Here is a 25,234-nt window from a genome sequence, read left to right as displayed (position 1 = left end):
ATGGAATTAAGAGAATCCTATATTATTGGTTCTGTGCGTACAGCAGTAGGAAAAATGGGAGGAACATTAAAGGATGTAACTCCTGATTATCTGGGAGAAAAAGTGATTCGGGAAGTCCTTAATAGATATGGAGCGGACGTAGAAGTGGATGAAGTCATTCTGGGTCAGGCTAAGCAAAGTCAGGATCAGGCAAACCTGGGAAGACTGGCGGCATTGCGTGCAGGCTTACCTGTAAGTGTATCTGGTTATACAGTACACCGGCAATGTGGCTCCGGATTACAGGCTATAAATAATGCGGATATGCAACTTAAACTCGGTTTGTCTGATGTCGTTGTTGCAGGTGGAGCAGAAAGCATGAGTACAGCTCCCTTTTACCTGCGAAATGCCAGGTATGGATATAAAGCTGGCAACGGAGTTTTAGTGGATCCGAATACAGAAAGTCAGCCATGCTCCCAGCCAAGAGAAGAATATGGTGAGCTAACCATGGGGCTAACAGCAGAAAATCTGGCCGAAAAATATCAGATTTCCCGAAAAGAACAGGATGAATTTGCTCAACGCAGCCAGGAGCTTGCAGATCAGGCTATCAAAACAGGCCGATTTGAAGATGAAATTGTACCCTTTGAAGTAAAAGAACGGAAAAAAACGCTCACATTTGATACAGACGAACATCCAAGACTGACATCGTTAGAAAAATTAAGCACACTTCCTGCCGTATTTAAAGATGGGGGTTCCGTTACACCAGGAAATGCCAGTGGACGTAATGATGGAGCAGCAGCCCTGTTAATGATGAATAAGGAAAAAGTGGATGAGTATGGAATCAAGCCTCAGGCGAGAATTATTGCCCAGGCGACCAGTGGTGTATCACCGGACATCATGGGAATTGGACCTGTTGAGTCTACGGCAAAAGCATTAAAGCAGGCAAATCTATCAATGGAAGATATCGGGCTGATCGAATTAAATGAAGCATTTGCTGCTCAGTCCATTGCGGTTATCCGTGAAGCAAACATGGATCTGAACAAAGTAAATGTCAATGGTGGTGCCATAGCCCTTGGTCATCCGATTGGTGCCACCGGGGCGATAATTACAACAAAGCTTCTGCATGAAATGGAAAGAAGAGGCGAAAAGTACGGCCTGGTTACCCTGTGTATAGGTGGAGGACAGGGAATCTCAACGATCATAGAATATTTGCAATAAACGGAAGTGACTGGCAACCTGTAGTTGCCAGTCTTCACGATTATTAGGGAAAACGATGGAGCCCATCCATGTTTGAACCCGTGCATGGATCAGCGCCTGATATTGCCGGTCAGGGATTAGCTAATCCTTTGGCTGCCATCTGGTCTGTTGCCCAGATGATGGACCATTTTGGTGAAGAGGAATGGGGGAGAAAAATTGTTTCAACGATTAAACAAATCATCGATGAAGGGGAGGTATTAACCCCGGATTTTGGAGGAGATGCATCAACAGAAGAGGTTGGGGACCAATTTATTAAGCTTTTAACTAGCTATTAAACATAGGCTTCATACAATCTTAGTTTATTTAGGGAATATTTAGGAAAGCTGGTTTGATTATGTTTCGTTTTTGTATGATTATTAGTATAAGTGGCCTATATCTTTTAACTCAATTGCTAAACTACGATACAATGAATCTAGTCTTACAGGTCCTTTGTATTTTTGTTTTCTTAATGGTTTATAATAAATTAAACCCCAAGAGAAAAATCTTAACAGGAAGTCTATTTTTGCTGGGAATTTTGATTCATTTTTTCCAAGGCTATACAGGCTTGAATCTGTTTAATGGGATCACTCAAAATCTTGCACTATTATCTATTATTATTTTAGCTCCATTATTATCCATACCTTTGAGGCAGGAAGGTATTATTGATGGAGTTGTGACTATGTTTGAAAAAAGAAACGACGATGAGCAAAAAACCTTTTATGGAACAAGCGGTTTTATGCTTAGTCTAGCTCCTATTTTAAATATGGGTGCACTTAGAATCGTTCATGGTTTTCTGAAGGATATAAAAATTCAGCCTAAAATGCTTTCGCAGGCTTATTATAGTGGATTTACCCCTTCGATTATCTGGTCACCATTTTTCGCTTCAGTCGGTATTGTTCTGTTTACCTTGGAGATGTCCTACTTGAACTATATGCCCATTGGAATTATATTTGCAGTTATACAAATCCTGATTGGTTTTTTTATTCTGCGCCCCCGGAAAAGAGATGATGAAATTCCGGAAAAAATTTCCCTGAAAGAAGACAATCAAAACAAGAATTTTGTTCTTCTGCTAGTTTTCGTTGTTAGTCTCCTCATGTTATTAGTTTTACAGGAAGCAATCATTGACCAGCCAATGTTAACCCTTGTTTGTATGAACTGTATTATTATTCCTGTTGTATGGGCAGTCATACGACAAAAGTGGGGGAGAATTAAAGAGGTGTTCCTTCCATATAAAAAGCAAGTAGCAAATGGAATAAATATGGAAATTGCGATCTTTTTAAGTGCGGGTCTTTTTGGAAATGCGCTGGTGAACACAAGAATTGTTGATGTAGTTGGAGCGATTTTGGTCTGGTCATCACAAATCTCTATATTCCTTTTATTTTTACTTATCCTCTTATTAGTGACTATTATGGCGTTGTTTGGTATGCATCAAATCATAGTTGTGCCTATCATATTAACACTACTATTATCAACAGATATTCAGGTCAGTGCGATGGCCATTGCTTTTATGTGTACGTTTGCGTGGATGTTATCATCTGCCATCAGTCCATTAAACGCACTAAACATCATTATAAGTAACTGTGTCAGAAATGACGGCTGGACTGTTGCGTATCGATGGAATGGAAAGTATTTCTTTGCGGTTACTCTATGTGCTTTTATATATGTGTATATTATAGATGTTTTATAGCATAACAAAACATGAAATAAATAGGGTGAATGGTTTATGAGTCAAAGTTTATTAAAGGCTATAAAGTTATTAGACTGTTTTAAAGACAAATCCGAAATGACACTATATGATTTGGTGGAGGAATCAAACTACCCCAAGACTACCGTGTTCAGGCTTGTTACCTCACTGGAGGAAGCGGGATTATTAGTGAAAGTTAAAAGGTCCAGTCATGATGTCAGGTATCGGCTCGGCTTAAAATTATTAGAGTTAGGAAAGCGTGTCAGTGATCAGCTGGAATATCGAAAAATAGCCCTTCCGTATATGAGAAAGTTAAATTCAAAGTTAAATGAACTGGTACAAATGGCAGTGATAGAGGGGGATGAGGCTATTTATGTAGAAAAACTGGATAGCACGAAACCTGTACGGCTCGTCATACATGTAGGAGGCCGGTCTCCTCTATATGCGGGTTCAGCTCCTAAATTACTGCTTGCCTATATGAATGACGAGGATCGTGAGGATTATCTGCAGAATATAACGCTTGAAAAGATGACTGAAAATACCATAGATAATCTAGAGCAATTAAAACAGGAATTGGATGTCATTAAACAACGAGGATATTCAATCAGTAAAGCAGAACATTACCGGGATACCATGGGCTTTTCCTATCCTATAAAAGACTTTTATGGGGAAACAGTTGCTGCTTTAGGGGTCAGTATTCCCATTACCGACTACTCAAAAGCACGTGAGGAAATCATTTTAGAAGAAACACGAAAAACTGCAGAAGAGATTTCCAGAGAGTTAGGGTATAGAGGTTAGGGTTGACCATACCAAGTGTTGCGATATCTGTCTGATGGATTAAGCCATTAATCTTAGTCGGCAAAGGATGAGAACAAAAGGGTCCCCACACTATCACATAGATTTGAAAAAAATGGCTCGGGAAATAACGCCGGAGCCATTTTTTATTGGTGAATTCGACAAAATTCGGGTAGTGACAGGCACCTAGATAAACACATTCGCTACAAGTAATAGAATCATAGCGACAAACCACATGACAGTAGTTGGGACGGACCATACCAGCATTTGTTCTTTTACATTGGTGATTCCAAGCATACGGTTTACGACCCAGAAGAAGCTGTCGTTAAAGTATGAGAATACAAGAGAACCCATTGTAGCTGCAACTACGGCTAGTGCCATGTTGACATCTAATGTAGCCAGGATTGGTGCTGAGATGGAAGCGGCTGTCATCATGGATACCGTTCCACTCCCTTGGATAACACGTACAAAGGATGCGATAAAGAATGGAATCAGGATTGCTGGTAATGGAAATTCGGCAACCTGGTTTGCGATATAATCGCCAGCACCGCTTTGGGCAAGTACTTCACCCAAGGCACCACCAGCACCGGTAACAAGAAGGATAATACCAGCTGTCTGTACGCCTTCCTCCATGCGTTTCAGTGCATCATCACGGCTGATATCCCGAACGAGTAGATAAATCGCCAGCAGTAAGCCGATTCCGACAGCTATAATTGGTTGTCCTAAGAATAGAATATAGCTGTAAAGGCCTTCCGTTAAATCTAAAGCTGATAGAGTTGTATTCATGAAAATAAGCAAAATCGGAATTAAAATCGGTGCCATGGATCTTCCTAATGAAGGAAGCTTTTTGGATCTTTCGTCCATAATCTCCAGTAGTTCCGGATATCCCATTTCTTTGTCAGGACGGGAGAATCCTGTATCAGATTCCTCATCAGGAAGCTGATAGATTTTTTTGCCAACCCATTTTGCGTATAATACTCCGACAACTACTAGTGGGATACTGAATAAAATTCCTAAAAGAATAACGAGTCCAATATCAACGCCAAAAATACCGGCTACTCCTAAAGGTCCTGGGGTTGGTGGGACTAATGAGTGTGTGACAACAAGTCCCGCTGCTAAAGCTACCCCGATGGAAACCACTGATTTACCTGTTCGTCTTGAAAGGGATTTGACCAAAGGGTTTAAAATAACAAAGGCTGAGTCCACGAAAATCGGAATGGAAATAATGAAACCGGCAATTGCCATCGCCCATTCTTCCTTTTTCTTACCTACAAATCGAATGAGTGAATAGGCTAAGGTTTCGGCAGCTCCTGAGACTTCCAGTAAGCGGCCCATCATTACTCCAAGTCCAATGACAATACCGACAGATCCCAACGTTCCGCCAAATCCTGACGAAATTGCGTCTGCAACAGCAGGTGGGGCCATTCCGCCTATTAAACCTGCGATTGATGCGGCAATGATGAGTGCTAAAAATGTGTGCACCTTCGTCTTCAGAATAAGTAAAATTAAGACAATGACGGCTAATACTAAGCCGGCAATCATTTGTGTTCCGGATACGGAATCCATTTCTCTTCCCCCTTTGAATGCGATTACAATTTTATTTGAGAGATAAAGGATGATGAGAGGCACCATCCTTTATCATGTTACAGAGCTTCTAGGCTAAATAGCTTTGTAAAAACTTATTTTGTCAGACTCTCAGCTGTAAAACGCGGTGCATATTCCCCGGCAACCTTAATACACTCTTCCATGCTGATGCTTTCCGCAATGTTTTTACCCGCAATATCAAAAGCGGTTCCGTGATCAACGGATGTTCTCAAGAATGGAAGACTGTTGGTAATAGATACAGTACGGTGGAAGTCCGTCATTTTCGCTGCAATATGTCCCTGGTCATGGTAGAGAGACAATACTGCATCATATTTTCCATTTAAAGCCTGAAAGAACACAGAGTCCGCTGGTACAGGTCCTGTTACATCAATTCTATCTTCTTGGGCTGCTTCAATGCCTGGTGTGATTTGTTCAACTTCCTCCATACCGAACAGACCGCCTTCACCACTGTGTGGATTTAATCCGGCTACAGCAAATTTTCTGCTTTCAACCCCTAATCGTTGTAATGCCTGGTCACAGCGATTCAGGTAGTTACGGACACGCTCTTTTGTCATTTGATTAATGGCATCTTTTAGAGATAAATGGCGTGTCAGGAAGAAAATTCTCATTCCATTTACCTCGAACATGGTCAGTGGATCTTTTGCTCCCGCCAAATCCTCAAGCATCTCAGTGTGTCCGATGTAAGGCACTTTTGCAGCTTTCAGTGATTCTTTGTTAATTGGGGTGGTAGCCAGTGCTTTTACCTTTCCATCCATGGCTAAGTCAACGGATGTTTTGATATATTCGAACGCACCCTGACCACACTGGGCAGACACTTCTCCATATTCAAACTGATTCATATCAATATTATCCAAGTCAATCAGGTCCACGGTTCCCAGCTCGTATTTTCCTTCTTCCGGAGAACTGATTACGTTAATTTCTAAATCAGCCTCAACGATAGATATGGCTTTTTCAATAACCTTTGCATCACCAACGACTAATGGCTTGCAAATATCATAAATCTTCTGTTTGGTCAGAGATTTCATTGTGATTTCAGGACCAATTCCGGCTGGATCTCCCATTGGAATTGCAATAATGGATTTTTCTACTGTTTTCATGTGTATGTCCTCCTTTAGAATGTTGATTCTTGATAAGCCATTCCTGACTTTCATCAGGATGTCTTTGAATTTACTGTGTTTAGCCTATGTCTGATCAGATCCGGGCGTCTAAGCTAGCAAACGGGCGCTTCAGCACTAGTGCTTTTAATGGCATTTGGATAACAAAAACTTAATGCATGTGTACATTGCCTTTTTATTTCCAATCATCCCACCTTTCGTGATGATCGGGAGTCCATCAAAGTGGCCTCCAATGAGGGTTCCATAAGCGACAAGCGGAAGAACTTCATCTTCTAATTTGATTCCATCCGCCCGGCTTAGCGAGCAAATCGATGCAGTTATATCACCACCGCTTGAGAATACTCCCCCAATTTCGTGGGTGGTTTTTTCCATAACCATTCGGGTGATTTTACCTAAACCATCTGCAATACGTTTGGCCAGAAAATCTTTAGATACTCCCGCTTCCTTGGCTTTTGCTTTTAAGTCAATCTTTTTTGAATCAGGAGCATTGGTGGTGATGACTAAAAGATCCTGCTTTTCAATTTTCTGTAAGGCTAAATTTGTTACACGATTCACTTCCTCATCCCAGGATTCATCGGAAGTGGTAGCGAGCTTTTCGACATTCGCGTAGACGGGATCAGCGTTCATCCCATCGGTTAAATAATGCAATTGCTTTTTACTAATGGACGTAACACTGCCCACGGTTACAAGAATTTTCTGACTGGCCTCATAGTTCTGGCTGTAAGCTCGGGCGTATTCTGCCGTTAAAGGACCTGGATCAACCGGAACCAGCTGGTATTCTTTAATGCGTGCCATGGTCTGTGCGATTCTTTCAATTTCGTCCTCTGTAACTGCATCAACAACAATAACCCGGTTTCCTTCCTTGATTTGTTTTCTGAGTGCTGCCTCCAGTGCGTATTTCCCTTCTAAAACGGTTTCAAGTCCAATGTGTGTAACAGGATATGGATTGTCTTTCTGTAAAATATCCGGTACATACGATTTGAGAAGAGGGGCAACGGGATCCTTGGCTACATCAGTTTCCTGGACAGGGATCCCATCAATTAACAGGTAGCCTCCTGATGTGATTCTGCCGGTATCCGGAAAGGAAGAAACGACAACAGCCACGGAATCCTCACCTAGTTCTGTGAGAAGAGTTTCGAGTTCGGAACCGATGTTGGTTCCTCTGATGGTGCTGTCAATGCGTTTACAAACAATATCAGCACCCCAGTTTTTGAAATGATTTGTTACCGTCTTCACACGCATGGTTGATGTCTCTCTTGCTGCATATCGGCTGTCTGTATCTACACAAATGGCATCATACTTGCCATTAAAGGTCGGTTCATTGTAAAACATCATTGTTGCAGAGCTGAATCCTTGAGTTGATAAACGTACACCTGTACCATTAGCTCCAGTTAAATCATCTGCTATGACTCCAACTTTCATGATCGTTTCCCCCATTTGCTTTCATGACGTTTAAATGCTCTTTTAATAATGATTCATATTCTTTATCGATGGTCTGATCGGTAATGATTCCATCCAATTCAGAGAGACTGCAAACCTTTGTGAAAGATTTTTGTTTAAATTTACTGGAATCTGAAACAAGCCAGACTTGATCAGCTGCTTCAATCATCAGCTTCTTAATGGAAGCCTTTTCAAAACCGGGAGCTGTTATTCCGGCATTTATATCAATGGCATGAGCCCCAAGGAAAAAGAGGTCAACATGGATTTCACGTAAAATGTTTTCGGTTACATTTCCAAATAACGCTCCGATACGATTCTGAAGTTCTCCACCGGTTATAATCACCTTTACCTCACTGTCCATTAGCTCAGCAGCAATCTTAATATCATTGGTTACGATGGTTACGTCAGATCGATTTTTCATCAATCTGGCAATCTCTAAAGTCGTTGTCCCTGAATCCAATAGAATCGTAGCCTGATCAGGAATAAGCTGGATTGCTTTTTGAGCAATATGCTTTTTCTGCTGAGAATGCTTGCCTTCTTTCAACTGAAAAGGGGACTCATTAATCAATGGTTTATTTAATACCGCGCCTCCGTGGGTTCGGATGACTTCTTCCTGCTCCTCGAGATAGGATAAGTCCCGTCTGATTGTCATTGTGGAAACATCAAGCTCTTCAGCAAGCTTTTCAATGTCTATTTTTTCTACCTCTGCTAATCGTTCAAGAATTAGTTGTCTTCGCTTTTCCTTCGAATACATATCATCACCTGTTTGTAATTAACATCTTATGTGCTAATTATGTTTCAAATGAACAAAATAGTCAAGAATTTTTTGTCTAAAATGATAGAAATGAACAAAGAGTAGTGGAAATGGTTTTTGTATCTCATGACTGTCTTCTAGGGGAAGGTGCCTGTCACCACCCGAATTTTGTCGGATGATAATACCTGTTTATATAGCCCAATTATAGGCTTCTTACTATTTTTGTAGTACAAAGGAAGGAGGGTACACCTATAAAAATATCGAAAAATTAGGTATTTTTACTTGTTTTTATCGACATTTCTAGTATTATAGGGGTGAGAAACAAATAATCACCTAAAATATGACTACTATAAAAGTAAGGATTTCAGACTACGGACATAATGTCAATCTTTGAGGAAAACGAAGATGAAGTAACGACAATTGAATCGTCTGTTTCATATAAGAATCAGGCGGGAATACTAACGAACAGGATGAACACCTTGATGGAACAATGCAACAATGCGCTGGACGCTTAAACTCTCACTTATTGACGTTTCACTTTACGTGATAGGAGTGGAAATATGGCTGATTTTAATGAAAAGTTGCTGGAATTAATTCAAGAGAAACGCCAATGGATGATTCAGACCGCGAAAGAAAAGGGGATGAACCACCAGGATACAATCAATGCCAGTCAGGCCCTGGATTACTACCTTAACCTTCACCATCGACATATAAGCCAAAATGAAAAAATAAGTGAGCAAACATGGAAAGGTAAAGAGCGTCTGGAAAAGGAAGCTCAGTAATCCGCTGAAAAGGCTTCTTTGTAAAGGTGTTGCATTAATACTATATAGCTATACAATTTTAAACAACCAGCTCAATCCTGTTAAAGGGAGGGGCTGGTTGATTTTTTATTTAAAAGACGCTGTTATAATCTATTGCTGATAAAGATCAACACCAGAAACATTTCGACAAAATCCGGGTAGTGACAGGCACCAATCCCATGATAGAATACTAGATACATATGAAATTGGGACGGTTAACTTACTTTTTGTCTCATAAGGGGCATTTGCTATGTCTTTTGAAATGATGTTTGTGCTTATTATCATTATTGCTATGCTGGGTGGGCTGCTTTTTGAGGTGGCGCGTCCTGACATGGTTGTTTTTTCAGCGCTTACAACTTTATTAATCACTGGTATTTTAACACCTGATGAGGCACTGCAGGGCTTTTCCAACGAGGGAATGCTGACCATTGCCTTGTTATTTATTGTAGCGGGTGCGGTTCAAAAGAGCGGCATCGTGGACCGGGCCATGAGCAGCTGGCTGGACATGGGGAAAACAAGGATTGGCTCGATGTTTCGTTTTCTGATTCCTTCCTCACTGTTTTCCGCTTTCCTGAATAATACCCCGATTGTCGTTACCTTTACGCCCCTCATAAAAAAATGGTGTGAGGATCATGGGATTGCACCATCGAAGTTTTTAATACCCCTATCCTATGCCACCATTTTGGGGGGGACAATGACTTTAATGGGGACCTCTACAAATCTGGTCGTCCACGGGATGCTGCTTGATTATGGTCTTGAAGGGTTTTCCTTCTATCAGCTGGCCGTGGTTGGTCTGCCTATCACGATTGCCGGGATTGCTTATCTATTCTCTATTGGCTATAAAATCCTTCCTGAAAACAAAGGCTTTCAACAGCAGATCAAAGAGGAATCAAGGGAATATATTGGCGAAATGGTCGTTGGCTCTGATTTTCCTCATGTGAACAAGAGTGTGCAGGAAGCAGGACTTCGTGATTTGAAGGGTCTGTATTTGATTGAAATTATCCGGGACCATGACCGGATTTCTCCTGTGCGCTCCACTTCAACGATTCAGATAGGTGACCGTCTTATTTTTGCAGGGCTCATAACGACACTTGCGGATTTGCAGCGGATGAAAGGGTTATATGTGGAAACAGGGACCAATATTGAACTTGAGGATTTGCGGAATGGAACCTCGCAGCTGGTAGAGGCAGTTGTTTCCCATCAATCAGCCCTATTATCAAAGTCGATTAAAGAGTCAAAATTCCGTTCAAAGTATGATGCAGGGGTTATCGCTGTTCATCGAAATAACGAACGAATCCATAGTAAAATTGGGGATATTGTGCTGCGACCCGGGGATACACTCCTCTTACTGGCTGGACCTGATTTTATAGAAAATTACCGGCAATCGAATGATTTTTATGTGGTCTCCTCCCTTGATGCACCTAAATCCTTAAACGCAGATCCCAAAAACGGCTGGTTCTCCATAGGACTCTTAATCGTCATGATTCTGACGGTTACACTCGGATGGCTGTCGATGTTTAAGGCGATGGCATTGGCAGTGCTCATCTTGTTTGGTATGCGAATCATAACCCCGGAGGAAGCGAAGCGAAATGTACAGTTTAATGTTTTATTGCTGATTGCTAGCTCCTTTGGAATTGGTGTAGCCATGACGAAAACGGGGCTCGCGGAATGGATTGCAGAGGGCATTCTTGCCGTTGGACAGCCGTTGGGGTTACTGGCGGTATTATTTTTAATGTATCTTTTAACGAATGTGTTTACAGAGCTGATTACGAATAGCGCGGCAGCTGTTCTTATGCTGCCTATAGGTCTGGAAATGGCAGCAAATCTCCAGGTGAATCCGATGGGCTTTGCGGTACTCATTGCTATCGCGGCATCGTCAAGCTTTATGACCCCGATTGGCTACCAGACTAACCTTATTGTCTATGGTCCGGGAGGGTATACATTTACGGACTATGTAAAAGTCGGAGCTCCCTTAAGTATGATTGTCATGGTGATTACAGTTATGATTGTAAACTTTATTTGGTTCTAGGAGGGTATTAAATATGGGAAAATCAGAAAATATTGTATGGCATGAATCAAAAGTAACGAAAGCAGACCGGGAAAAATTAAATGGACACAAGGGAGCTGTTTTATGGTTTACCGGTTTGTCAGGCTCCGGGAAGTCAACCATTTCTGTTGAGGTTGAAAAAGAGCTCCATGCCCGGGGGATTCATACCTATCGTCTGGATGGGGACAATGTTCGTCACGGTTTGAATAAAAATTTAGGCTTCAGCCCGGACGACCGTAAAGAGAACATTCGCCGTATTGGTGAGGTTTCCAAATTAATGGTGGATGCAGGCCTGGTAACTCTTACTGCTTTTATCTCTCCATACCGTGAGGACCGCGACAACATTCGTGAGCTTCTGGGGGACAGGGAATTTATTGAAGTGTTTGTTAAAGCAAGCGTGGAAACCTGTGAATCCCGTGACCCTAAAGGGCTGTATAAGAAGGCACGTGCCGGGGAAATTAAAGGTTTTACCGGAATCGACGCCCCATACGAAGAACCAGTGAACCCGGAAATCACCGTGGATACCGATAAACAAACCCTTGAAGAATCCGTGCAGCAGATTGTGGAGTATTTCATCGGGTAGGTGCCTGTCACCGCCCGAATTTTGTCGAATAGGTGACAGGCACCACCCGGAAAATGTCGAATGAAAGGATTATGAGATCTATGGCTGATTTAGTAAGGTTGATGGATATTACATTAAAGGCTGGAAAGGAAATTATGGAGGTTTATCAGGAGGAATTTGATGTGGAGCACAAGGACGACCATTCTCCACTAACAATTGCTGATAAGCGTTCCCATGAAACGATTATGAAGGAGCTGAAGGTTGCCTATCCGGAAATTCCTGTACTCAGTGAAGAAGGAGCCGAAATCCCATACGATGAACGCTCTGATTGGGATAAATTCTGGCTGGTTGATCCTCTTGATGGTACGAAGGAATTTATTAAGAAAAACGGAGAATTTACAGTTAACATCGCATTGATCGAAGGAAGTTACCCAACAATGGGTGTGATTTACGCGCCGGCACTGGACACTTTCTATTTTGGAAAAGAAGGTTTGGGTGCTTTCAAACTGGAAGAGGCCTCTGAAAGCAAAGCGGAGAATGAGACAGATCTAGTGGAACAAAGTGAACAGCTGCCAAATGTGAAGGAATCTGATGTGATTAACGTAGTCGCCAGTCGCTCCCACATGTCTGATGACACACAAGCGTTTATTGACGAGCTTAAAAAGGGCGGACAGCAAGTAGATGTCGTTTCAGCAGGAAGCTCACTGAAGTTTTGTCTGGTAGCAGAAGGAAAAGCCGATTATTACCCCCGTTATGCACCGACGATGGAATGGGACACAGGTGCCGGACAGGCGATTGTGGAAGCCTCAGGTGGAACTGTACTTAGACATGAGGATCAGGAAAGATTTTATTATAATCGGGAAAACTTGCGGAATGGCTGGTTTTTGGTAACCCGATAAGGTGCCTGTCACCACCCGAATTTTGTCGAAAAATATTGTGCTATACTGAACAGAGGCTTCCTGAGCTGAAAACGTAACTTTTATCCGGATAGGCAGGAAGTTATCGATTATAAGGGGAATTGGGACGATTTCCTACAGCAGGTCCAGAGTTGAATTATTACTGTGTAACAGGGGAAGCAAAATGAACTGCAGCAGGTGATTATCCGCTTAACCAAATTTACGGTGGCAGAAGAAACCGCTGATGATTTAGCTTATTGGATTGGATTCGATTACTTAAAGAGAGAATACGTGAACTGGAAGGGGCGTGAGGATAACTGGTCTGATTCTCGCGTCCCTTATTTTTAAGGTGTCATCCTTTTGCATTCTAAATTATACAGCATTATAATATCGTGACTGGATAGAGGGACTCCTCTGTGTCCTAAAGTTGTAATCAGTCTCTGTAGCTGATAAAATATGTTGGAAAAATATACGTGGAGGAAGCAAAATGCCAAACGAACGGATGAAAAATAAATTAATTGAAGTGATCGATAACCAGCTTCAAATGGATGAGCCAAAGTGTACGAAGACCAACCTCGACAGATTAATCAATGCTGGCTATACAGAACAGGAAGCAAAGGAAAAAATCGGCACCGTTTTAGTAGAAGAAATGTATGATGTAATGAAACAGCAAACACCATTTGATGAAGAGCGTTATTGCAGGAAGCTCGGGAAACTGTAGAGTAGGTCTGCAGACAATCCCGCTGCACCCGGGTGCCTGCAGTAGCATAGGTGCCTGTCACCACCCGAAAAATCTTGTTTCACAAAATGTTTCACAAGCGAGCGTAAAGGAGCGTTGCCATTTGATAGAGGTTTACACAGACGGTGCAGCAAGGGGCAATCCAGGACCTGCCGGAGTTGGAATTTACATAAAAGCCCAAGGGAATAAGTATGAGTATTCCTTTTCACTGGATACCACGCTCTCCAATCATGAAGCAGAGTTTATCGCTGTGATTAAAGCACTGGAGATCTGCAGGGAGCAATTCCCTGATGAAATTTTATCCTTTCGATCCGATTCCAAAATCGTCGTGGATGTCATTGAAGCGGATTTTACGAAAAACAATGTCTTCCAGCCACTGTTAAATGAAATCAGAGAAAAAGCGGATCCTTTCCCTTTCTTTTTCATCAAATGGATTCCGGAAAAGCAAAATAAGCACGCGGATGAACTGGCACGAAAGGCGATCTAAAGTTGGTGCCTGTCACCACCCGGATTTTGTCGAATAATCGTTGCGGTGATAGGGCTTGGATTCCTCCTTTTTTAGAATCCAAAATTCGGTATGCTATTATAGCGTTATACTCGAATATTAAAGGAGGTCCAATCATGAAAATCGCTTTTATCTCAGACATCCACGGAAACGCAACGGCAGTAGAGGCTGTTTTAAAGGATATCCAATCCAAAAATGCAGATCAAATTGTGGTTCTTGGTGACCTTTGCTACCGCGGTCCTGAGCCTGAACGTTCACTGGAGCTCATTCAATCGCTGAATCCCACAGTTGTGAAGGGAAATGCGGATGAATGGGTGGTTCGCGGCATTCGTGAGGGAGAGGTACCTGACCAGGCGCTGGATATGATGAGAACGGAGCAGAAATGGACCGCAGACCGGCTTTCGAATGAAGATATTGATTATCTTAAGGGCTTGCCGGCAGAGGCAACCATTGATTTAACGGCCCAGATAAAAATTCATGTCTTTCACGCCACCCCCAATAGTCTTTTTGACATCGTAAAGCCTACTGAAGCTGATGAAATAGTGGAAAGCAAACTTATGAAGGAAGCATCAGCCGACATTTATCTTTATGGTCACATTCACCTCCCCTATGTTCGCTACATAAATGGCAAGACAGTTGCCAATCTGGGAAGTGTGGGCCTTCCGTTCGATGGCATGAATCATGCATCCTATTTGATGGCTGAAGGAGAGGGGGAGCATTTTAAAGTCGGTATTCAGCGTGTAAAGTACGATACAAGTCAGGTGATTCGGAAGGCAGAAGAAGTCGCTTACCCCAATCCTGATTTTTTAAAACAGGTGCTAGCCAAATAGAAGGCACTAACATGCATCAATCCTTGCAAATCATCTATTCAGGCGTATCTATGGATCATAGGTACGCCTTTACTTTGGACAGCAGCAAACTTAAATATTATTCGACAAAATCCGGGTGGTGACAGGCACCGCAATAATGATACGATAATAAATGATAAACAATGACAAAATTGGAGGTATTTCAAATATGGCTATTGAAGCACATGGTGGCACGCTTATTAACCGGGAGCTTCAGGGCAATGAAAAGGAAGCTGCTCTTGAAAAAGCGAAGAACCTCAAAACCTTAACCCTGTCCGCATGGGCCATTTCTGACCTTGAATTGATTGGAATTGGCGGTTTTAGTCCATTAACAGGATTTATGGGACAGGCTGATTATGAGAGCGTCGTTCAAAATACCCGTCTTGCTGATGGTACTGTATGGAGTATTCCGATTACGCTGTCTGTAGCAAACGATGAGGCCGATCAGTACCAGGTTGGGGAGGAAATTGCGCTAAAAGGGGAAGACGGCGTTATTTATGGAACCCTTCAATTAGAAGAAAAATATACATATGATAAAAAGCTTGAGGCCGAGAACGTTTATGGCACAACCGACGAAGAGCATGCAGGAGTGAAAAAGCTGTACGAACGCGGCGGCGATGTGTATTTGGGTGGTCCGATTACGCTGTTAAACCGTCCTGATCATGGAGATTTCACTGACTTTTATATGGATCCAAGTGAAACCCGGCAGATGTTTGCGGATCTTGGCTGGAAAACCATTGTTGGCTTCCAGACCCGTAACCCTGTACACAGAGCCCATGAATATATTCAAAAATGCGCGCTTGAAGCTGTCGATGGTCTTCTCTTAAATCCACTTGTGGGTGAAACAAAATCTGATGATATTCCGGCGGATGTGCGTATGGAAAGCTATCAGGTGATTTTGAAAAATTACTACCCTGAAGATCGTACACGCCTGGTCATTTATCCTGCAGCGATGCGCTATGCCGGACCAAAGGAAGCCATTTTGCATGCCATTGTTCGTAAAAACTATGGCTGTACCCACTTCATTGTCGGCCGTGATCACGCTGGTGTAGGCGATTATTATGGCACCTATGAAGCACAGGAGTTTATCAATCAGTTTGAAGATGAGCTTGGCATTACCATTTTTAAATTTGAACATGCCTTCTATTGCACAAAATGCGAAAACATGGCAACAGCGAAAACTTGCCCGCACGACAAAGAAAACCATGTGCATTTAAGTGGTACAAAAGTTCGCGGTCTGTTGCGCAACGGAGAGAAACCGCCAAAGGAATTCTCCCGTCCTGAGGTGGCAGCGGTATTGATTAAAGGAATGCAGGAAAATTAAAGGATTAAAAAGGTTGAAACGTATTACCCCAATTGTAGGATCGACTCCGGCAATTGGGGTATATTTCTGTTCGGGCTGTTATAGTGGCTGTAACCCCGTGCTTTTATCGTTAAAGAGCGATCCTTCATCGTGTATCTGTAATATGGCTTAGATGACGGAAAAACGACTCTGTACATTAGGGAAGCTGTCCATCATTAAGTATGAACCAACCTCATTATCTCCCATTCCGCCATTATTGAAGTCTTATGCCCTCGTAATAAAGCTGCATTCTCTAAGGGAACGTTAAAAAGCTCATATATCCTTCACATCGGGGAATACTAACCTAAAACACCACGATATAGGAGGATGAAAATGTTTGAATCCCTGGGCCTTTTGGCAACCATTTCGAGTTTGAAGTTTATTCGGAAAAAAATTGTCCCCTCAACCTCTAAAAAAAAGCTGCGCAAAAATCGAAACCAGCTTTTAAATTGATAAAAACAGGGGATGGAAGGCCAACTATTGAATGTATTAAGATACGGTATAAATCTTGCTTAAGACATAAAGGAGAAACCACAATGGATGAACGTTTAGATGTTTTGGATGAGAACCTGCAAGTAATTGGTCAGGAAAATCGAAAGACCGTTCACGAACAGGAATGGCTGCATGCGGCCTTTCAATGCTGGCTTTATACGTATCTGTATGACGTTCCTTATCTGCTCTTTCAAGTCAGAAATGCTCACGTGAATTATCCTAATTTACTTGATATTACAGTTGGCGGGCATTTAAAAGCCGGGGAGGGACCTGAAGAAGGATCAAGGGAAATTAAGGAAGAAATCGGGTTGGAGGTACCATTTCATGAGTTAACGCCCCTGGGAATCGTCCGTGATACTCTTCAGCAGCCCAATGGCAAACAGGACAGGGAATGTTGCTATGTTTATGCTTATCATTATAAGGGGGATATAACAGAACTTAGGATAAATCCTGATGAAGTAGCAGGGATTGTTTGTCTGCCAATGGATGATTTTAAGCAGATAATTGAGAGGGATTATGAGAATTATAGAACAGAGGCCTTATCTTATCAGGGAAATCAGGTCAAATCCAAAACCCTGAATCTGACAATAAAAGATTTTGTTCCACACACCGAGGCTTATTATGAATTTGTCCTGTATCACCTTTCTCAACTACAAAACGCAAAGTAATCCCATACTCTATTGTAAAGATGAATAAATAGAAGTGAAAAGGGGAACATAATGAACGCAGGCGTGTAAGGGAAGTGGAGCAATGAAACTAAAATGACTGATGGTAGCTCTGCAATACATAGGACCTTTACGTGAAAAGCAGGAAGGTCAGGGGATGCTGCCCTGGCCTTTATTTTAGTGCCGCTTTTTTCATTTCTTCAATATAAAAATGCCATGCTGCCCTCCTTCTTCAGTAATGGCTGAACCCGTATGCTTTTCCAAATATGATTTGATTTTTTCATAAAGCTGGCCCCTATTTTCACATTTCTCATGCCTTTTCTGAAATAATCCCCTGTAAGACATTTCCTATCGATATAATGTTTATCTGGATAATAAAAATTCCCGGAGACTCTTTTCGAGTTGAAGCGGAATCCCCGGCTATCCAATTTCAATGGTTTTAGATGATAGTATAATTTTGCACAAACCCTTTGTACTAAAATTATATATTGAAAGCACTTCCAATACTGATTTAATCGTATTATAATTAGATTAAGTTAGCTAACGTAATCTTGTGAATATAATTTTTGCACTAAAGGCCGGGGATCCCGATGACACTGGACAAAAGAAGTGTTCATATTTTAAACCTGTTTTTGGACAGAGATGATTTTTATACGGTTCAGGAACTATCCAAAAAAGTCGGAATTTCCAGAAGAACCGTTTATTATGATCTCAAGAAGATTAATGCTTGGTTGAGTGAACACCAATTGGAAAAGATTCAGCAGCAAAAAGGAACAGGTTTTTATTTAAAAAAATCTGTAAAGGCAGAAATTCCGGAACTGATTAATGAGCTGGATGAATGGCAGTACTTTCATAATAAAGAAGAGCGGTTAGCATTACTGGCCGTGAAATTAATGACAGATTCACAACCTCTGTTTGTAAAAGATTTTATGTCGCTGACCCGGGTAAGCAGAGGAACTGTTTTTAGTGACTTAAAGATGTTGAAGACAGAATTAGGTGAATGGTCTCTTATCTTAACCTACCAACATACAGATGGTTATATCATCGAGGGAAAAGAATCGACCAAGCGAAGTGCATTGGTGCATTACGCAACAAATCTTATTTCAAAAGATAAGTGGAATGATATTTTGCTCAATATTAATCAGATTTCATCAATAGAATCTAAGAATCTTCGTTATTTTAATCAGCATCATTTAAATCAAATGAAAACGGTTATTTTGAATGCTGAGACATTTTTGGGTAATGAACTAACCGATGAAACCTTGCACTTTCTAGCTATCCAATTGCTCATACTGCAACAGAGAATTGAGCAGGGGAATCGTGTTTCTGTCGAAGAATCTGAAAAGGAAGTGCTCAAGGAAACCAAAGAGTTCGAGGCAGCATACTGGATATCTGGACAGTTAAAGGCTGAAGGTGTGAATCTGCCAGAGGATGAAATTTACTTTCTCACAATGAATTTGCTAGGTTCACGTGTAAACCACTCTGATTATAATGAAGCAAAAACTGAAGAAATGATGGAACTGAAAAAAGTTATTGCGAAAATGGTAACAGATTTTCAAAAATATGCTTGTGTAATGCTTCGTCAACGAAACGAATTGGAAGAAACCTTATTTACTCATCTTAAACCTGCCTATTATCGGATTAAGTATGATGTTGAGATTCATAATAATTTGACAGAATCAGTGCAAGAAGAGTATCCAGAGGTATATAAATTAACAGCTAAAGTGACTTCACACTTAGAAGCACTCCTTAATAAATCAGTTGGAGAACAGGAAATTGCCTATATTACTATCCATTTTGGCGGATGGCTTAAGAAGGAAGGCAAAAGACCAAAGCCGAGAAAAAGGGCCTTAATTGTTTGTGAGAATGGGGTAGGTACATCTAATATACTGCGTGTACAACTTGAAGAGTTAATCTCATCCATTGATATTGTAGACAATGTTTCAGTTAGACAATTTCATCAGCAAAGCTGTTCAGATGTAGATGTGATTTTCTCTACGACACCAATTCAAAGCTCATCGATACCTGTTTTTGTTATTAATCCAATATTAAATGAAAAAGAAAAAGAATATATTTTAAGGCAATTTAATTTGTTAAGCACAAATCATGATGTAGAAGATGCAAATTCTATTTCCGAATTAATAAATTTGGTAAAAAAACATGCAACCATTTCAGATGAAACAGCTCTTTTTCATGATTTGACAAAGTATTTTAATTTAGATAGCAAAGAGGAGCTAAAGGAGTTTGGAAAGCCCATGCTAAAGGATTTGTTAACAGTAGATATGATTCAGATGAAAGACAGTGTTTCAAATTGGGAAGAGGCTATTGAAATAGCTGCTGAGCCATTGCTTCATCAAAACCTTATCACCAGTGATTATGTGAAAGCAATGATCTCAGATGTCAAAAATTTGGGTCCGTATATAGTGATTGCACCAAGAATTGCGATTCCGCATTCTCGTCCTGAGAATGGCGTGAATCAGGTTGGCCTTAGTATGCTCCAATTAAAAAATAGTGTTTCTTTTTCTGAACAGGAAAAGCACAAAGCCAATCTATTATTTGTATTAGCGGCTGTTGATAATGAAACACACTTGAAAGCCCTTTCGCAGCTGACGAATATGCTTTCTGAGGATTCTAATGTTGATTACTTGATTAATGCTTCAAGTAAAGATGAAGTCATTGGTCTGGTTGATAAATATTCAAATTAAAAGGGGGAGAACAAATGAGTAAAATTCTAGTTGTTTGTGGTAATGGCTTAGGAAGTAGTTTTATAGTAGAAATGAATGTGAAAAAGATTTTGAAGGGAATGGGAGTAGAAGCAGATGTATCCCATACGGATTTAACAACAAGTAAAACAGAAAAAGCAGATTATTATCTAGGGTCTAATGAAATTATAGAAGCTTTGGATGACGGAACCAGAAACGTAATAAAGCTAAACAATTTAATGGACCAAAATGAATTAAAAGAAGCGCTCGAACAGCACTTTAAGGAGGAATAATTGCTATGATTGATTTAATTATGAATGATATTTTAGGTACTCCTTCTATACTTGTTGGACTATTTGCTTTCTTTGGTCTCCTATTACAAAAAAAGCCAGTGGCCGATGTAGTTTCTGGTACTTTAAAAACAATCATGGGTTTTGTCATACTTGACGTGGGGGCCGGTGTTATTACGGGTTCCCTGGGTCATTTCAGCAGCATGTTTGACCAGGCTTTCAACTTAGAGGGAGTTATTCCAAACAATGAAGCGATTGTTGCGCTGGCACAGGATGCATTTGGTACTGAAACAGCAATGATTATGTTATTTGGAATGTTATTTAATATTGTTTTAGCACGTCTGACTCCTTTTAAGTATATTTTCCTGACAGGTCATCATACGATGTTTATGGCTTGTTTAGTAGCAGTCATTTTAACTACTGGTGGTATAGATGGAACTTTACTAGTAGTTCTGGGTTCCTTTATATTAGGTTCTTTAATGGTACTTATGCCGGCTATGCTACAGCCATTTACCCGTAAAATTACGGGATCAGATGATTTTGCTGTCGGACACTTTGGTTCTTTTGGTTATTTAGTAGCAGGTGCTGTAGGAAATGCAGTAGGGAAGAATTCTAAATCTACAGAAGAGCTAAAAGTTCCAAAATCACTCGGATTTCTACGAGATACTTCGGTTTCCGTTTCTTTGACAATGGCTATTCTGTTCTTCGTTGTTGCCTTATTTGCCGGTCCTACATTTATTGAAGGAGAGCTTAGTGGAGGCACCAACTTCCTGGTATTTTCACTTATTCAAGCAATTACATTTGCTGCAGGTGTATATGTAATTTTAGCCGGTGTACGTATGATCTTAGCTGAAATTGTTCCGGCATTTAAAGGAATCGCTGACAAGATCGTACCAAATGCTATTCCGGCTCTTGACTGTCCTGCCGTTTTCCCATTTGCTAATAATGCAGTAGTTATTGGTTTTATCTTTAGCTTTATTGCTGGACTAATTAGTATGTTTATTTTACCTTTGCTAGGGTTAAGAGTCATTGTACCAGGATTAGTTCCACACTTTTTCACTGGTGCGGCTGCAGGTGTATTTGGTAATGCAACGGGCGGACGTAAAGGAGCAATCTTTGGTTCAATGGCGAATGGTGTATTAATCAGCTTCCTGCCAGCCATTTTGCTTCCAGTATTAGGTTCTCTTGGATTTGAAGGTACTACTTTTGGTGATGCAGACTTTGGAGTTATTGGCGTAGCACTAGGTTATCCAATTCAGCTGTTCTCTTCAACTGTATTGTTCGCTCTAGTTGTTGTAGTGATTCTTATTGCTATTTTCGTTGTGGGTACTATCTCCAGTAGGAAAAAGAGAAACCTTGAAGGAGCTGGTGAACAACAATCACTATAAAAAGTAAGATATTAATCCTCTACGGAAAAAACCGTAGAGGATTTTTTGACGCACTGAACTTTAGCACGTTAACACTTTAAAACAACCGGGGACAGTCCCGAATTTTTTGAAAAATCACAAAAACCTATTGCATAAATATTAATAAGAAAGTATAATTATCCGAAAAATAAAAATTTTAGGAGTGAAGCATTTTGAGGGTTGGAATAATTGGTGCAAATGGCTACAGCGGAATTGAACTGATACGACTGCTCCATGAACATCCACATGTCACACTGAACCTCATTGTCTCGCATTCAACAAGTGGAACACCCATCACAGAACTATATCCGCATTTGCAGGCCATTTACGAAGAGCAACTGGAAACATTGGACACAGACAAGATGGCAAGCCAGGTGGACCTGGTCTTTTTTGCTACACCAGCCCGGGTGAGCAAGGACTGGCTGCCCGCTTTCGCAGAGAAAGGTATCCAGTGTATCGATCTTTCCGGAGATTTTCGCCTGAAGGACCCGGACGTCTATCAGCAATGGTACAAGGCTGAGCACACAAATCCGGCTTACCTGCAGGAAGTGACGTACGGACTGGCTGATGTCTACCCGGAAAAAGTCAGGCGTGCACACGTGATCGCCAACCCCGGATGCTACGCGACGGCTGCTTTACTAGGCCTTATTCCTTTGGTGGAGAAGAAATTAATTTCCCCAGAGTCGATTATTATTGATGGCAAATCCGGTACTTCCGGTGCTGGACGTAAGCCTTCACTTACAACGTTATTTGGAGAAGTGAATGAAAATGTCAAAGCTTATAAACTTGGCAAGCATCAGCATATCCCTGAAATGGAGCAGGTTTTAACAGAGGTTTCCGAAGAGCCCATTCAGGTAACGTTTTCGACACATCTTATTCCCATGACTCGTGGGATTATGTGTACGATTTATGCCGATTTACAGGAAGCCTATTCGGCAAAGGATGTCATTCATACCTTTGAATCGTATTATGATAGCTCTCCATTTGTCCGGGTGCGCCCTGAAGGAACCTGGCCTTCTACCAAGGAGGTTTATGGCTCAAACTATTGCGACCTTGGTGTAACCGTGGATGAACGGACCGGGAAAGTGACCATTGTGTGCGTCATCGATAATGTCGTCAAAGGCGCATCAGGTCAGGCGGTTCAGAATATGAATCTGTTAAATGGCTGGGATGTGGATGCTGGACTCCGGCATTCTCCGGTTTATCCATAAAAATAAAACGAAGATTAATAGGAAAGGAGAGAGAACGGTTGAGTACATTTTATCAGGTAGCTGAAAAATTGGAGCATTTACATGTGTTAGAAGCGGGGTCCGTAACCACACCCAAAGGCTATACCGCCGGAGGAATGCACTGTGGAGTAAAATTTAAACGAAAAGACCTGGGCTGGCTGTATTCGGAAGTTCCAGCCGAGGCTGCGGGCGTATATACGACGAATCGGTTTCAGGGTGCTCCTTTAGTGGTCACCCAGGACAGTATTGCCCGGGAAGGAAAGCTCCAGGGAATCATCGTCAATTCGGGCAAAGCCAATACCTGTACAGGTGAACAAGGTCTTCAGGATGCCTATGAAATGCGCAAAACATTTACCGATTCCTTAGGTATAAAAGAGCATTATGCTGCGGTAGTGTCAACTGGAATTATAGGTGAGCTTTTGCCAATGGAGAAAATCAATCAGGGCATCCAGCAAATTCCTTCCGCTCTGCAGCAAAATGAACCGGATCATTTTGAAAAGGCAATTCTGACTACTGATACCTTTACGAAAAATGTAGCTGTCCAGATGAATATTGGTGGGAAAACCGTTACGATTGGCGGCGCAGCAAAAGGATCCGGAATGATTCACCCTAACATGGCGACCATGCTCAGCTTTATTACTACGGATGCCAGTATCGATCAACAGGATTTACATGCCGCCTTAAAACAGGTCACAGATCAAACATTTAACTGTATTTCGGTCGACGGCGATACGAGCACGAATGATATGGTCCTTGTGCTGGCCAATGGTCTGGCTCAGAATGAACGTCTGACGAAGGATCATAGGAGTTGGGAAACCTTTTTGGAGGGGCTCCGATTTGTCTGCGAATCACTGGCCAAACAGATTGCCAGAGATGGAGAGGGTGCAACAAAGCTGATTGAGGTTCAGGTGAGTGGAGTTGAGAGCGATAAGGGAGCCCGTCAGATTGCGAAAAGTGTGATTTCCTCCAACCTGGTCAAAACAGCTGTTCATGGCGAGGATCCAAATTGGGGACGCATTGTCTGCTCAATTGGATACAGTGATGCTCCTTTGAATCCGAATGACTTAACGGTTTCCATCGGCTCGGTAAAGGTTGTGGAAAACGGACTTCCACTGCCATACGATGAGGACAAAGCACGTGAGGAATTACAAAAGGAGCATGTCACCCTGTATATTGATTTTCATGAGGGTACAGGGACAGGAAATGCATGGGGCTGTGACTTATCCTATGATTATGTACGAATCAATGCCTCATATCGGACGTAGGTGGTGTCGCATATGAAACCTTTAGTAATCAAGTTTGGAGGGAGCGTTCTGGAGGAGCTCCCTCCTGCATTTTATCAGGATATCGTTCAGTTACATAAAAGTCGCAAATGGAAGCCAGTCATTGTTCATGGCGGAGGTCCGCTGATTACAGAGATGCTCACACAATTAGCGGTGGAAACCGAGTTTGTCAATGGAATGAGAAAAACAACAGATGAGGTTTTGGATGTTGTTGAAATGGTGCTGAGCGGAAAGGTGAACAAACAAGTCGTCCGCAATATTACACAGGCAGGCGGCCGGGCAGCAGGCATAAGCGGAGTGGACGGCAACCTCATTCAGGCAAGACAGGTAGAGGAAACAGAGCTTGGCCAGGTCGGACAGGTGGAAGCCGTACAAACAGAGATTTTACAGTCTCTGATGGATAGAGATTTTATTCCGGTCATTTCTCCCCTGGGTGCTGGATTAAGTGGGGAGCGATACAACATCAATGGGGATGTAGCCGCAGCCGCTATGGCCAAAGCATTAGGCGGCAGTCTTTGCTTTGTCAGTAATATTCCCGGAATTTACCGTGAAGAAAATGGTGAAAAAAAGGTGCTTCCCTACATATCAGAGCCTGAGGCAAAGGGGATGATAGCTGATGGTGTAATTAAAGAAGGGATGATCCCCAAAATTCAATCCGCTTTGGATGCTTTAATGTATAAAGTCCCTGAAGTCGTCATACTGGATGGTACTGAGAAGGGAAGTCTCATCTCCTTTAGTAAGGGACACTCCGTTGGGACACAGGTGGTATTGTAAAAACGCTAACAAAAAGTTATCGTTCAAAAGTCTCAAAATTTAGTAAATA

25 protein-coding genes are annotated in these 25,234 nt (G+C 41.6%); 21 read left to right on the top strand and 4 right to left on the bottom strand.

Annotation, left to right across the window (positions count from 1 at the left end):
• The 4 genes from ABD006_RS04250 to ABD006_RS04235 all read left to right on the top strand — a co-directional run bounded on the left by ABD006_RS04250 (window position 1) and on the right by ABD006_RS04235 (window position 3,694).
• Window positions 1–1,194 carry a thiolase family protein gene (locus ABD006_RS04250; RefSeq protein ID WP_343837980.1) on the top strand — a complete coding sequence of 398 codons (1,194 nt, stop codon included), beginning with the start codon at window positions 1–3 and terminating at the stop codon, window positions 1,192–1,194.
• Between the two features lie 68 nt (window positions 1,195–1,262).
• Window positions 1,263–1,508 carry an isocitrate/isopropylmalate family dehydrogenase gene (locus ABD006_RS04245; protein ID WP_343837978.1) on the top strand — a complete coding sequence of 82 codons (246 nt, stop codon included), beginning with the start codon at window positions 1,263–1,265 and terminating at the stop codon, window positions 1,506–1,508.
• A 239-nt stretch (window positions 1,509–1,747) separates the two neighbouring features.
• Window positions 1,748–2,899, top strand: a complete 1,152-nt coding sequence (locus tag ABD006_RS04240) for a hypothetical protein (RefSeq protein WP_343837976.1) — start codon at window positions 1,748–1,750, stop codon at window positions 2,897–2,899.
• Window positions 2,900–2,935: 36 nt separating this feature from the next.
• The gene (locus tag ABD006_RS04235) at window positions 2,936–3,694 is read left to right on the top strand and encodes an IclR family transcriptional regulator (protein ID WP_343837974.1); all 759 of its coding nucleotides are present in this window, start codon (window positions 2,936–2,938) and stop codon (window positions 3,692–3,694) included.
• 183 nt (window positions 3,695–3,877) lie between these two features.
• Here the strand turns inward: ABD006_RS04235 and ABD006_RS04230 are convergent, their stop codons facing one another.
• The 4 genes from ABD006_RS04230 to ABD006_RS04215 all read right to left on the bottom strand — a co-directional run bounded on the left by ABD006_RS04230 (window position 3,878) and on the right by ABD006_RS04215 (window position 8,605).
• Window positions 3,878–5,257: a GntP family permease gene (locus tag ABD006_RS04230; protein WP_343837972.1), complete on the bottom strand. Its 1,380-nt coding sequence runs from the start codon at window positions 5,255–5,257 to the stop codon at window positions 3,878–3,880.
• A 113-nt stretch (window positions 5,258–5,370) separates the two neighbouring features.
• Window positions 5,371–6,393, bottom strand: coding sequence for a 4-hydroxythreonine-4-phosphate dehydrogenase PdxA (pdxA, locus tag ABD006_RS04225; RefSeq protein WP_343837969.1), 1,023 nt, complete (start codon window positions 6,391–6,393; stop codon window positions 5,371–5,373).
• 144 nt (window positions 6,394–6,537) lie between these two features.
• Window positions 6,538–7,833 (bottom strand): four-carbon acid sugar kinase family protein, encoded by a 1,296-nt coding sequence (locus ABD006_RS04220; protein ID WP_343837967.1) that lies wholly within the window; start codon window positions 7,831–7,833, stop codon window positions 6,538–6,540.
• Window positions 7,808–8,605, bottom strand: coding sequence for a DeoR/GlpR family DNA-binding transcription regulator (locus ABD006_RS04215; RefSeq protein ID WP_343837964.1), 798 nt, complete (start codon window positions 8,603–8,605; stop codon window positions 7,808–7,810). Before ABD006_RS04215 ends, ABD006_RS04220 begins: the two co-directional genes overlap by 26 nt.
• Window positions 8,606–8,985: 380 nt before the next feature.
• Here ABD006_RS04215 and ABD006_RS04210 point away from each other — a divergent pair, with 380 nt between their 5' ends.
• The 17 genes from ABD006_RS04210 (at window position 8,986) to argB (ending at window position 25,185) form a co-directional block, all read left to right on the top strand.
• On the top strand, window positions 8,986–9,120 hold the full coding sequence (locus tag ABD006_RS04210; protein ID WP_343837962.1) for a hypothetical protein: 135 nt from the start codon (window positions 8,986–8,988) through the stop codon (window positions 9,118–9,120).
• Window positions 9,121–9,165: 45 nt separating this feature from the next.
• A complete protein-coding gene (locus tag ABD006_RS04205; RefSeq protein ID WP_343837959.1) occupies window positions 9,166–9,387 on the top strand; it encodes a Spo0E family sporulation regulatory protein-aspartic acid phosphatase in 222 nt (73 codons plus the stop codon).
• Window positions 9,388–9,655: 268 nt separating this feature from the next.
• A complete protein-coding gene (locus tag ABD006_RS04200; protein WP_343837956.1) occupies window positions 9,656–11,434 on the top strand; it encodes an SLC13 family permease in 1,779 nt (592 codons plus the stop codon).
• Between the two features lie 13 nt (window positions 11,435–11,447).
• Window positions 11,448–12,035: an adenylyl-sulfate kinase gene (cysC, locus tag ABD006_RS04195; RefSeq protein ID WP_343837954.1), complete on the top strand. Its 588-nt coding sequence runs from the start codon at window positions 11,448–11,450 to the stop codon at window positions 12,033–12,035.
• Between the two features lie 80 nt (window positions 12,036–12,115).
• Window positions 12,116–12,913, top strand: a complete 798-nt coding sequence (cysQ, locus tag ABD006_RS04190; protein WP_343837952.1) for a 3'(2'),5'-bisphosphate nucleotidase CysQ — start codon at window positions 12,116–12,118, stop codon at window positions 12,911–12,913.
• A gap of 222 nt (window positions 12,914–13,135) precedes the next feature.
• Complete coding sequence (locus tag ABD006_RS04185) at window positions 13,136–13,258, top strand: hypothetical protein (RefSeq protein ID WP_343837949.1); 123 nt, start codon at window positions 13,136–13,138, stop codon at window positions 13,256–13,258.
• Window positions 13,259–13,397: 139 nt separating this feature from the next.
• A complete protein-coding gene (locus tag ABD006_RS04180) occupies window positions 13,398–13,631 on the top strand; it encodes a hypothetical protein (RefSeq protein WP_343837947.1) in 234 nt (77 codons plus the stop codon).
• A gap of 121 nt (window positions 13,632–13,752) precedes the next feature.
• Window positions 13,753–14,136, top strand: a complete 384-nt coding sequence (locus ABD006_RS04175; protein WP_343837944.1) for a ribonuclease HI family protein — start codon at window positions 13,753–13,755, stop codon at window positions 14,134–14,136.
• Window positions 14,137–14,270: 134 nt separating this feature from the next.
• Window positions 14,271–14,984 (top strand): metallophosphoesterase family protein, encoded by a 714-nt coding sequence (locus ABD006_RS04170; protein ID WP_343837941.1) that lies wholly within the window; start codon window positions 14,271–14,273, stop codon window positions 14,982–14,984.
• Between the two features lie 187 nt (window positions 14,985–15,171).
• A complete protein-coding gene (sat, locus tag ABD006_RS04165; protein WP_425542183.1) occupies window positions 15,172–16,326 on the top strand; it encodes a sulfate adenylyltransferase in 1,155 nt (384 codons plus the stop codon).
• Window positions 16,327–16,880: 554 nt separating this feature from the next.
• A complete protein-coding gene (locus ABD006_RS04160; RefSeq protein ID WP_343837936.1) occupies window positions 16,881–17,504 on the top strand; it encodes an NUDIX hydrolase in 624 nt (207 codons plus the stop codon).
• A gap of 587 nt (window positions 17,505–18,091) precedes the next feature.
• Window positions 18,092–20,206, top strand: coding sequence for a BglG family transcription antiterminator (locus ABD006_RS04155; protein ID WP_343837933.1), 2,115 nt, complete (start codon window positions 18,092–18,094; stop codon window positions 20,204–20,206).
• A 14-nt stretch (window positions 20,207–20,220) separates the two neighbouring features.
• A complete protein-coding gene (locus ABD006_RS04150; RefSeq protein ID WP_343837931.1) occupies window positions 20,221–20,496 on the top strand; it encodes a PTS sugar transporter subunit IIB in 276 nt (91 codons plus the stop codon).
• A gap of 5 nt (window positions 20,497–20,501) precedes the next feature.
• Entirely contained in the window at window positions 20,502–21,881 is a 1,380-nt protein-coding gene (gene ulaA / locus ABD006_RS04145) for a PTS ascorbate transporter subunit IIC (protein WP_343837929.1), read from the top strand.
• Window positions 21,882–22,069: 188 nt separating this feature from the next.
• A complete protein-coding gene (argC, locus tag ABD006_RS04140) occupies window positions 22,070–23,110 on the top strand; it encodes an N-acetyl-gamma-glutamyl-phosphate reductase (protein WP_343839003.1) in 1,041 nt (346 codons plus the stop codon).
• Between the two features lie 38 nt (window positions 23,111–23,148).
• Window positions 23,149–24,393, top strand: coding sequence for a bifunctional ornithine acetyltransferase/N-acetylglutamate synthase (gene argJ / locus ABD006_RS04135; RefSeq protein WP_343837927.1), 1,245 nt, complete (start codon window positions 23,149–23,151; stop codon window positions 24,391–24,393).
• A 12-nt stretch (window positions 24,394–24,405) separates the two neighbouring features.
• Window positions 24,406–25,185, top strand: coding sequence for an acetylglutamate kinase (gene argB, locus ABD006_RS04130; protein WP_343837924.1), 780 nt, complete (start codon window positions 24,406–24,408; stop codon window positions 25,183–25,185).
• Window positions 25,186–25,234 lie beyond the last annotated feature (49 nt).

The organism is Salinibacillus aidingensis (assembly GCF_039522525.1).
Taxonomy (GTDB): Bacteria; Bacillota; Bacilli; order Bacillales; family Alkalibacillaceae; genus Salinibacillus; species Salinibacillus aidingensis.
This window is presented reverse-complemented; position numbering and strand designations above follow the sequence as displayed.

Bases quoted from the DNA above. Each gene is read 5' to 3' on its own strand.
- ABD006_RS04250 (WP_343837980.1), top strand. From the start codon at position 1: ATGGAATTAAGAGAATCCTATATTATTGGTTCTGTGCGTACAGCAGTA.
- ABD006_RS04245 (WP_343837978.1), top strand. From the start codon at position 1,263: ATGTTTGAACCCGTGCATGGATCAGCGCCTGATATTGCCGGTCAGGGA.
- ABD006_RS04235 (WP_343837974.1), top strand. From the start codon at position 2,936: ATGAGTCAAAGTTTATTAAAGGCTATAAAGTTATTAGACTGTTTTAAA.
- ABD006_RS04230 (WP_343837972.1), bottom strand. From the start codon at position 5,257: ATGGATTCCGTATCCGGAACACAAATGATTGCCGGCTTAGTATTAGCC.
- pdxA (WP_343837969.1), bottom strand. From the start codon at position 6,393: ATGAAAACAGTAGAAAAATCCATTATTGCAATTCCAATGGGAGATCCA.
- ABD006_RS04220 (WP_343837967.1), bottom strand. From the start codon at position 7,833: ATGAAAGTTGGAGTCATAGCAGATGATTTAACTGGAGCTAATGGTACA.
- ABD006_RS04215 (WP_343837964.1), bottom strand. From the start codon at position 8,605: ATGTATTCGAAGGAAAAGCGAAGACAACTAATTCTTGAACGATTAGCA.
- ABD006_RS04210 (WP_343837962.1), top strand. From the start codon at position 8,986: ATGTCAATCTTTGAGGAAAACGAAGATGAAGTAACGACAATTGAATCG.
- ABD006_RS04205 (WP_343837959.1), top strand. From the start codon at position 9,166: ATGGCTGATTTTAATGAAAAGTTGCTGGAATTAATTCAAGAGAAACGC.
- ABD006_RS04200 (WP_343837956.1), top strand. From the start codon at position 9,656: ATGTCTTTTGAAATGATGTTTGTGCTTATTATCATTATTGCTATGCTG.
- cysC (WP_343837954.1), top strand. From the start codon at position 11,448: ATGGGAAAATCAGAAAATATTGTATGGCATGAATCAAAAGTAACGAAA.
- cysQ (WP_343837952.1), top strand. From the start codon at position 12,116: ATGGCTGATTTAGTAAGGTTGATGGATATTACATTAAAGGCTGGAAAG.
- ABD006_RS04180 (WP_343837947.1), top strand. From the start codon at position 13,398: ATGCCAAACGAACGGATGAAAAATAAATTAATTGAAGTGATCGATAAC.
- ABD006_RS04170 (WP_343837941.1), top strand. From the start codon at position 14,271: ATGAAAATCGCTTTTATCTCAGACATCCACGGAAACGCAACGGCAGTA.
- sat (WP_425542183.1), top strand. From the start codon at position 15,172: ATGGCTATTGAAGCACATGGTGGCACGCTTATTAACCGGGAGCTTCAG.
- ABD006_RS04160 (WP_343837936.1), top strand. From the start codon at position 16,881: ATGGATGAACGTTTAGATGTTTTGGATGAGAACCTGCAAGTAATTGGT.
- ABD006_RS04155 (WP_343837933.1), top strand. From the start codon at position 18,092: ATGACACTGGACAAAAGAAGTGTTCATATTTTAAACCTGTTTTTGGAC.
- ABD006_RS04150 (WP_343837931.1), top strand. From the start codon at position 20,221: ATGAGTAAAATTCTAGTTGTTTGTGGTAATGGCTTAGGAAGTAGTTTT.
- ulaA (WP_343837929.1), top strand. From the start codon at position 20,502: ATGATTGATTTAATTATGAATGATATTTTAGGTACTCCTTCTATACTT.
- argB (WP_343837924.1), top strand. From the start codon at position 24,406: ATGAAACCTTTAGTAATCAAGTTTGGAGGGAGCGTTCTGGAGGAGCTC.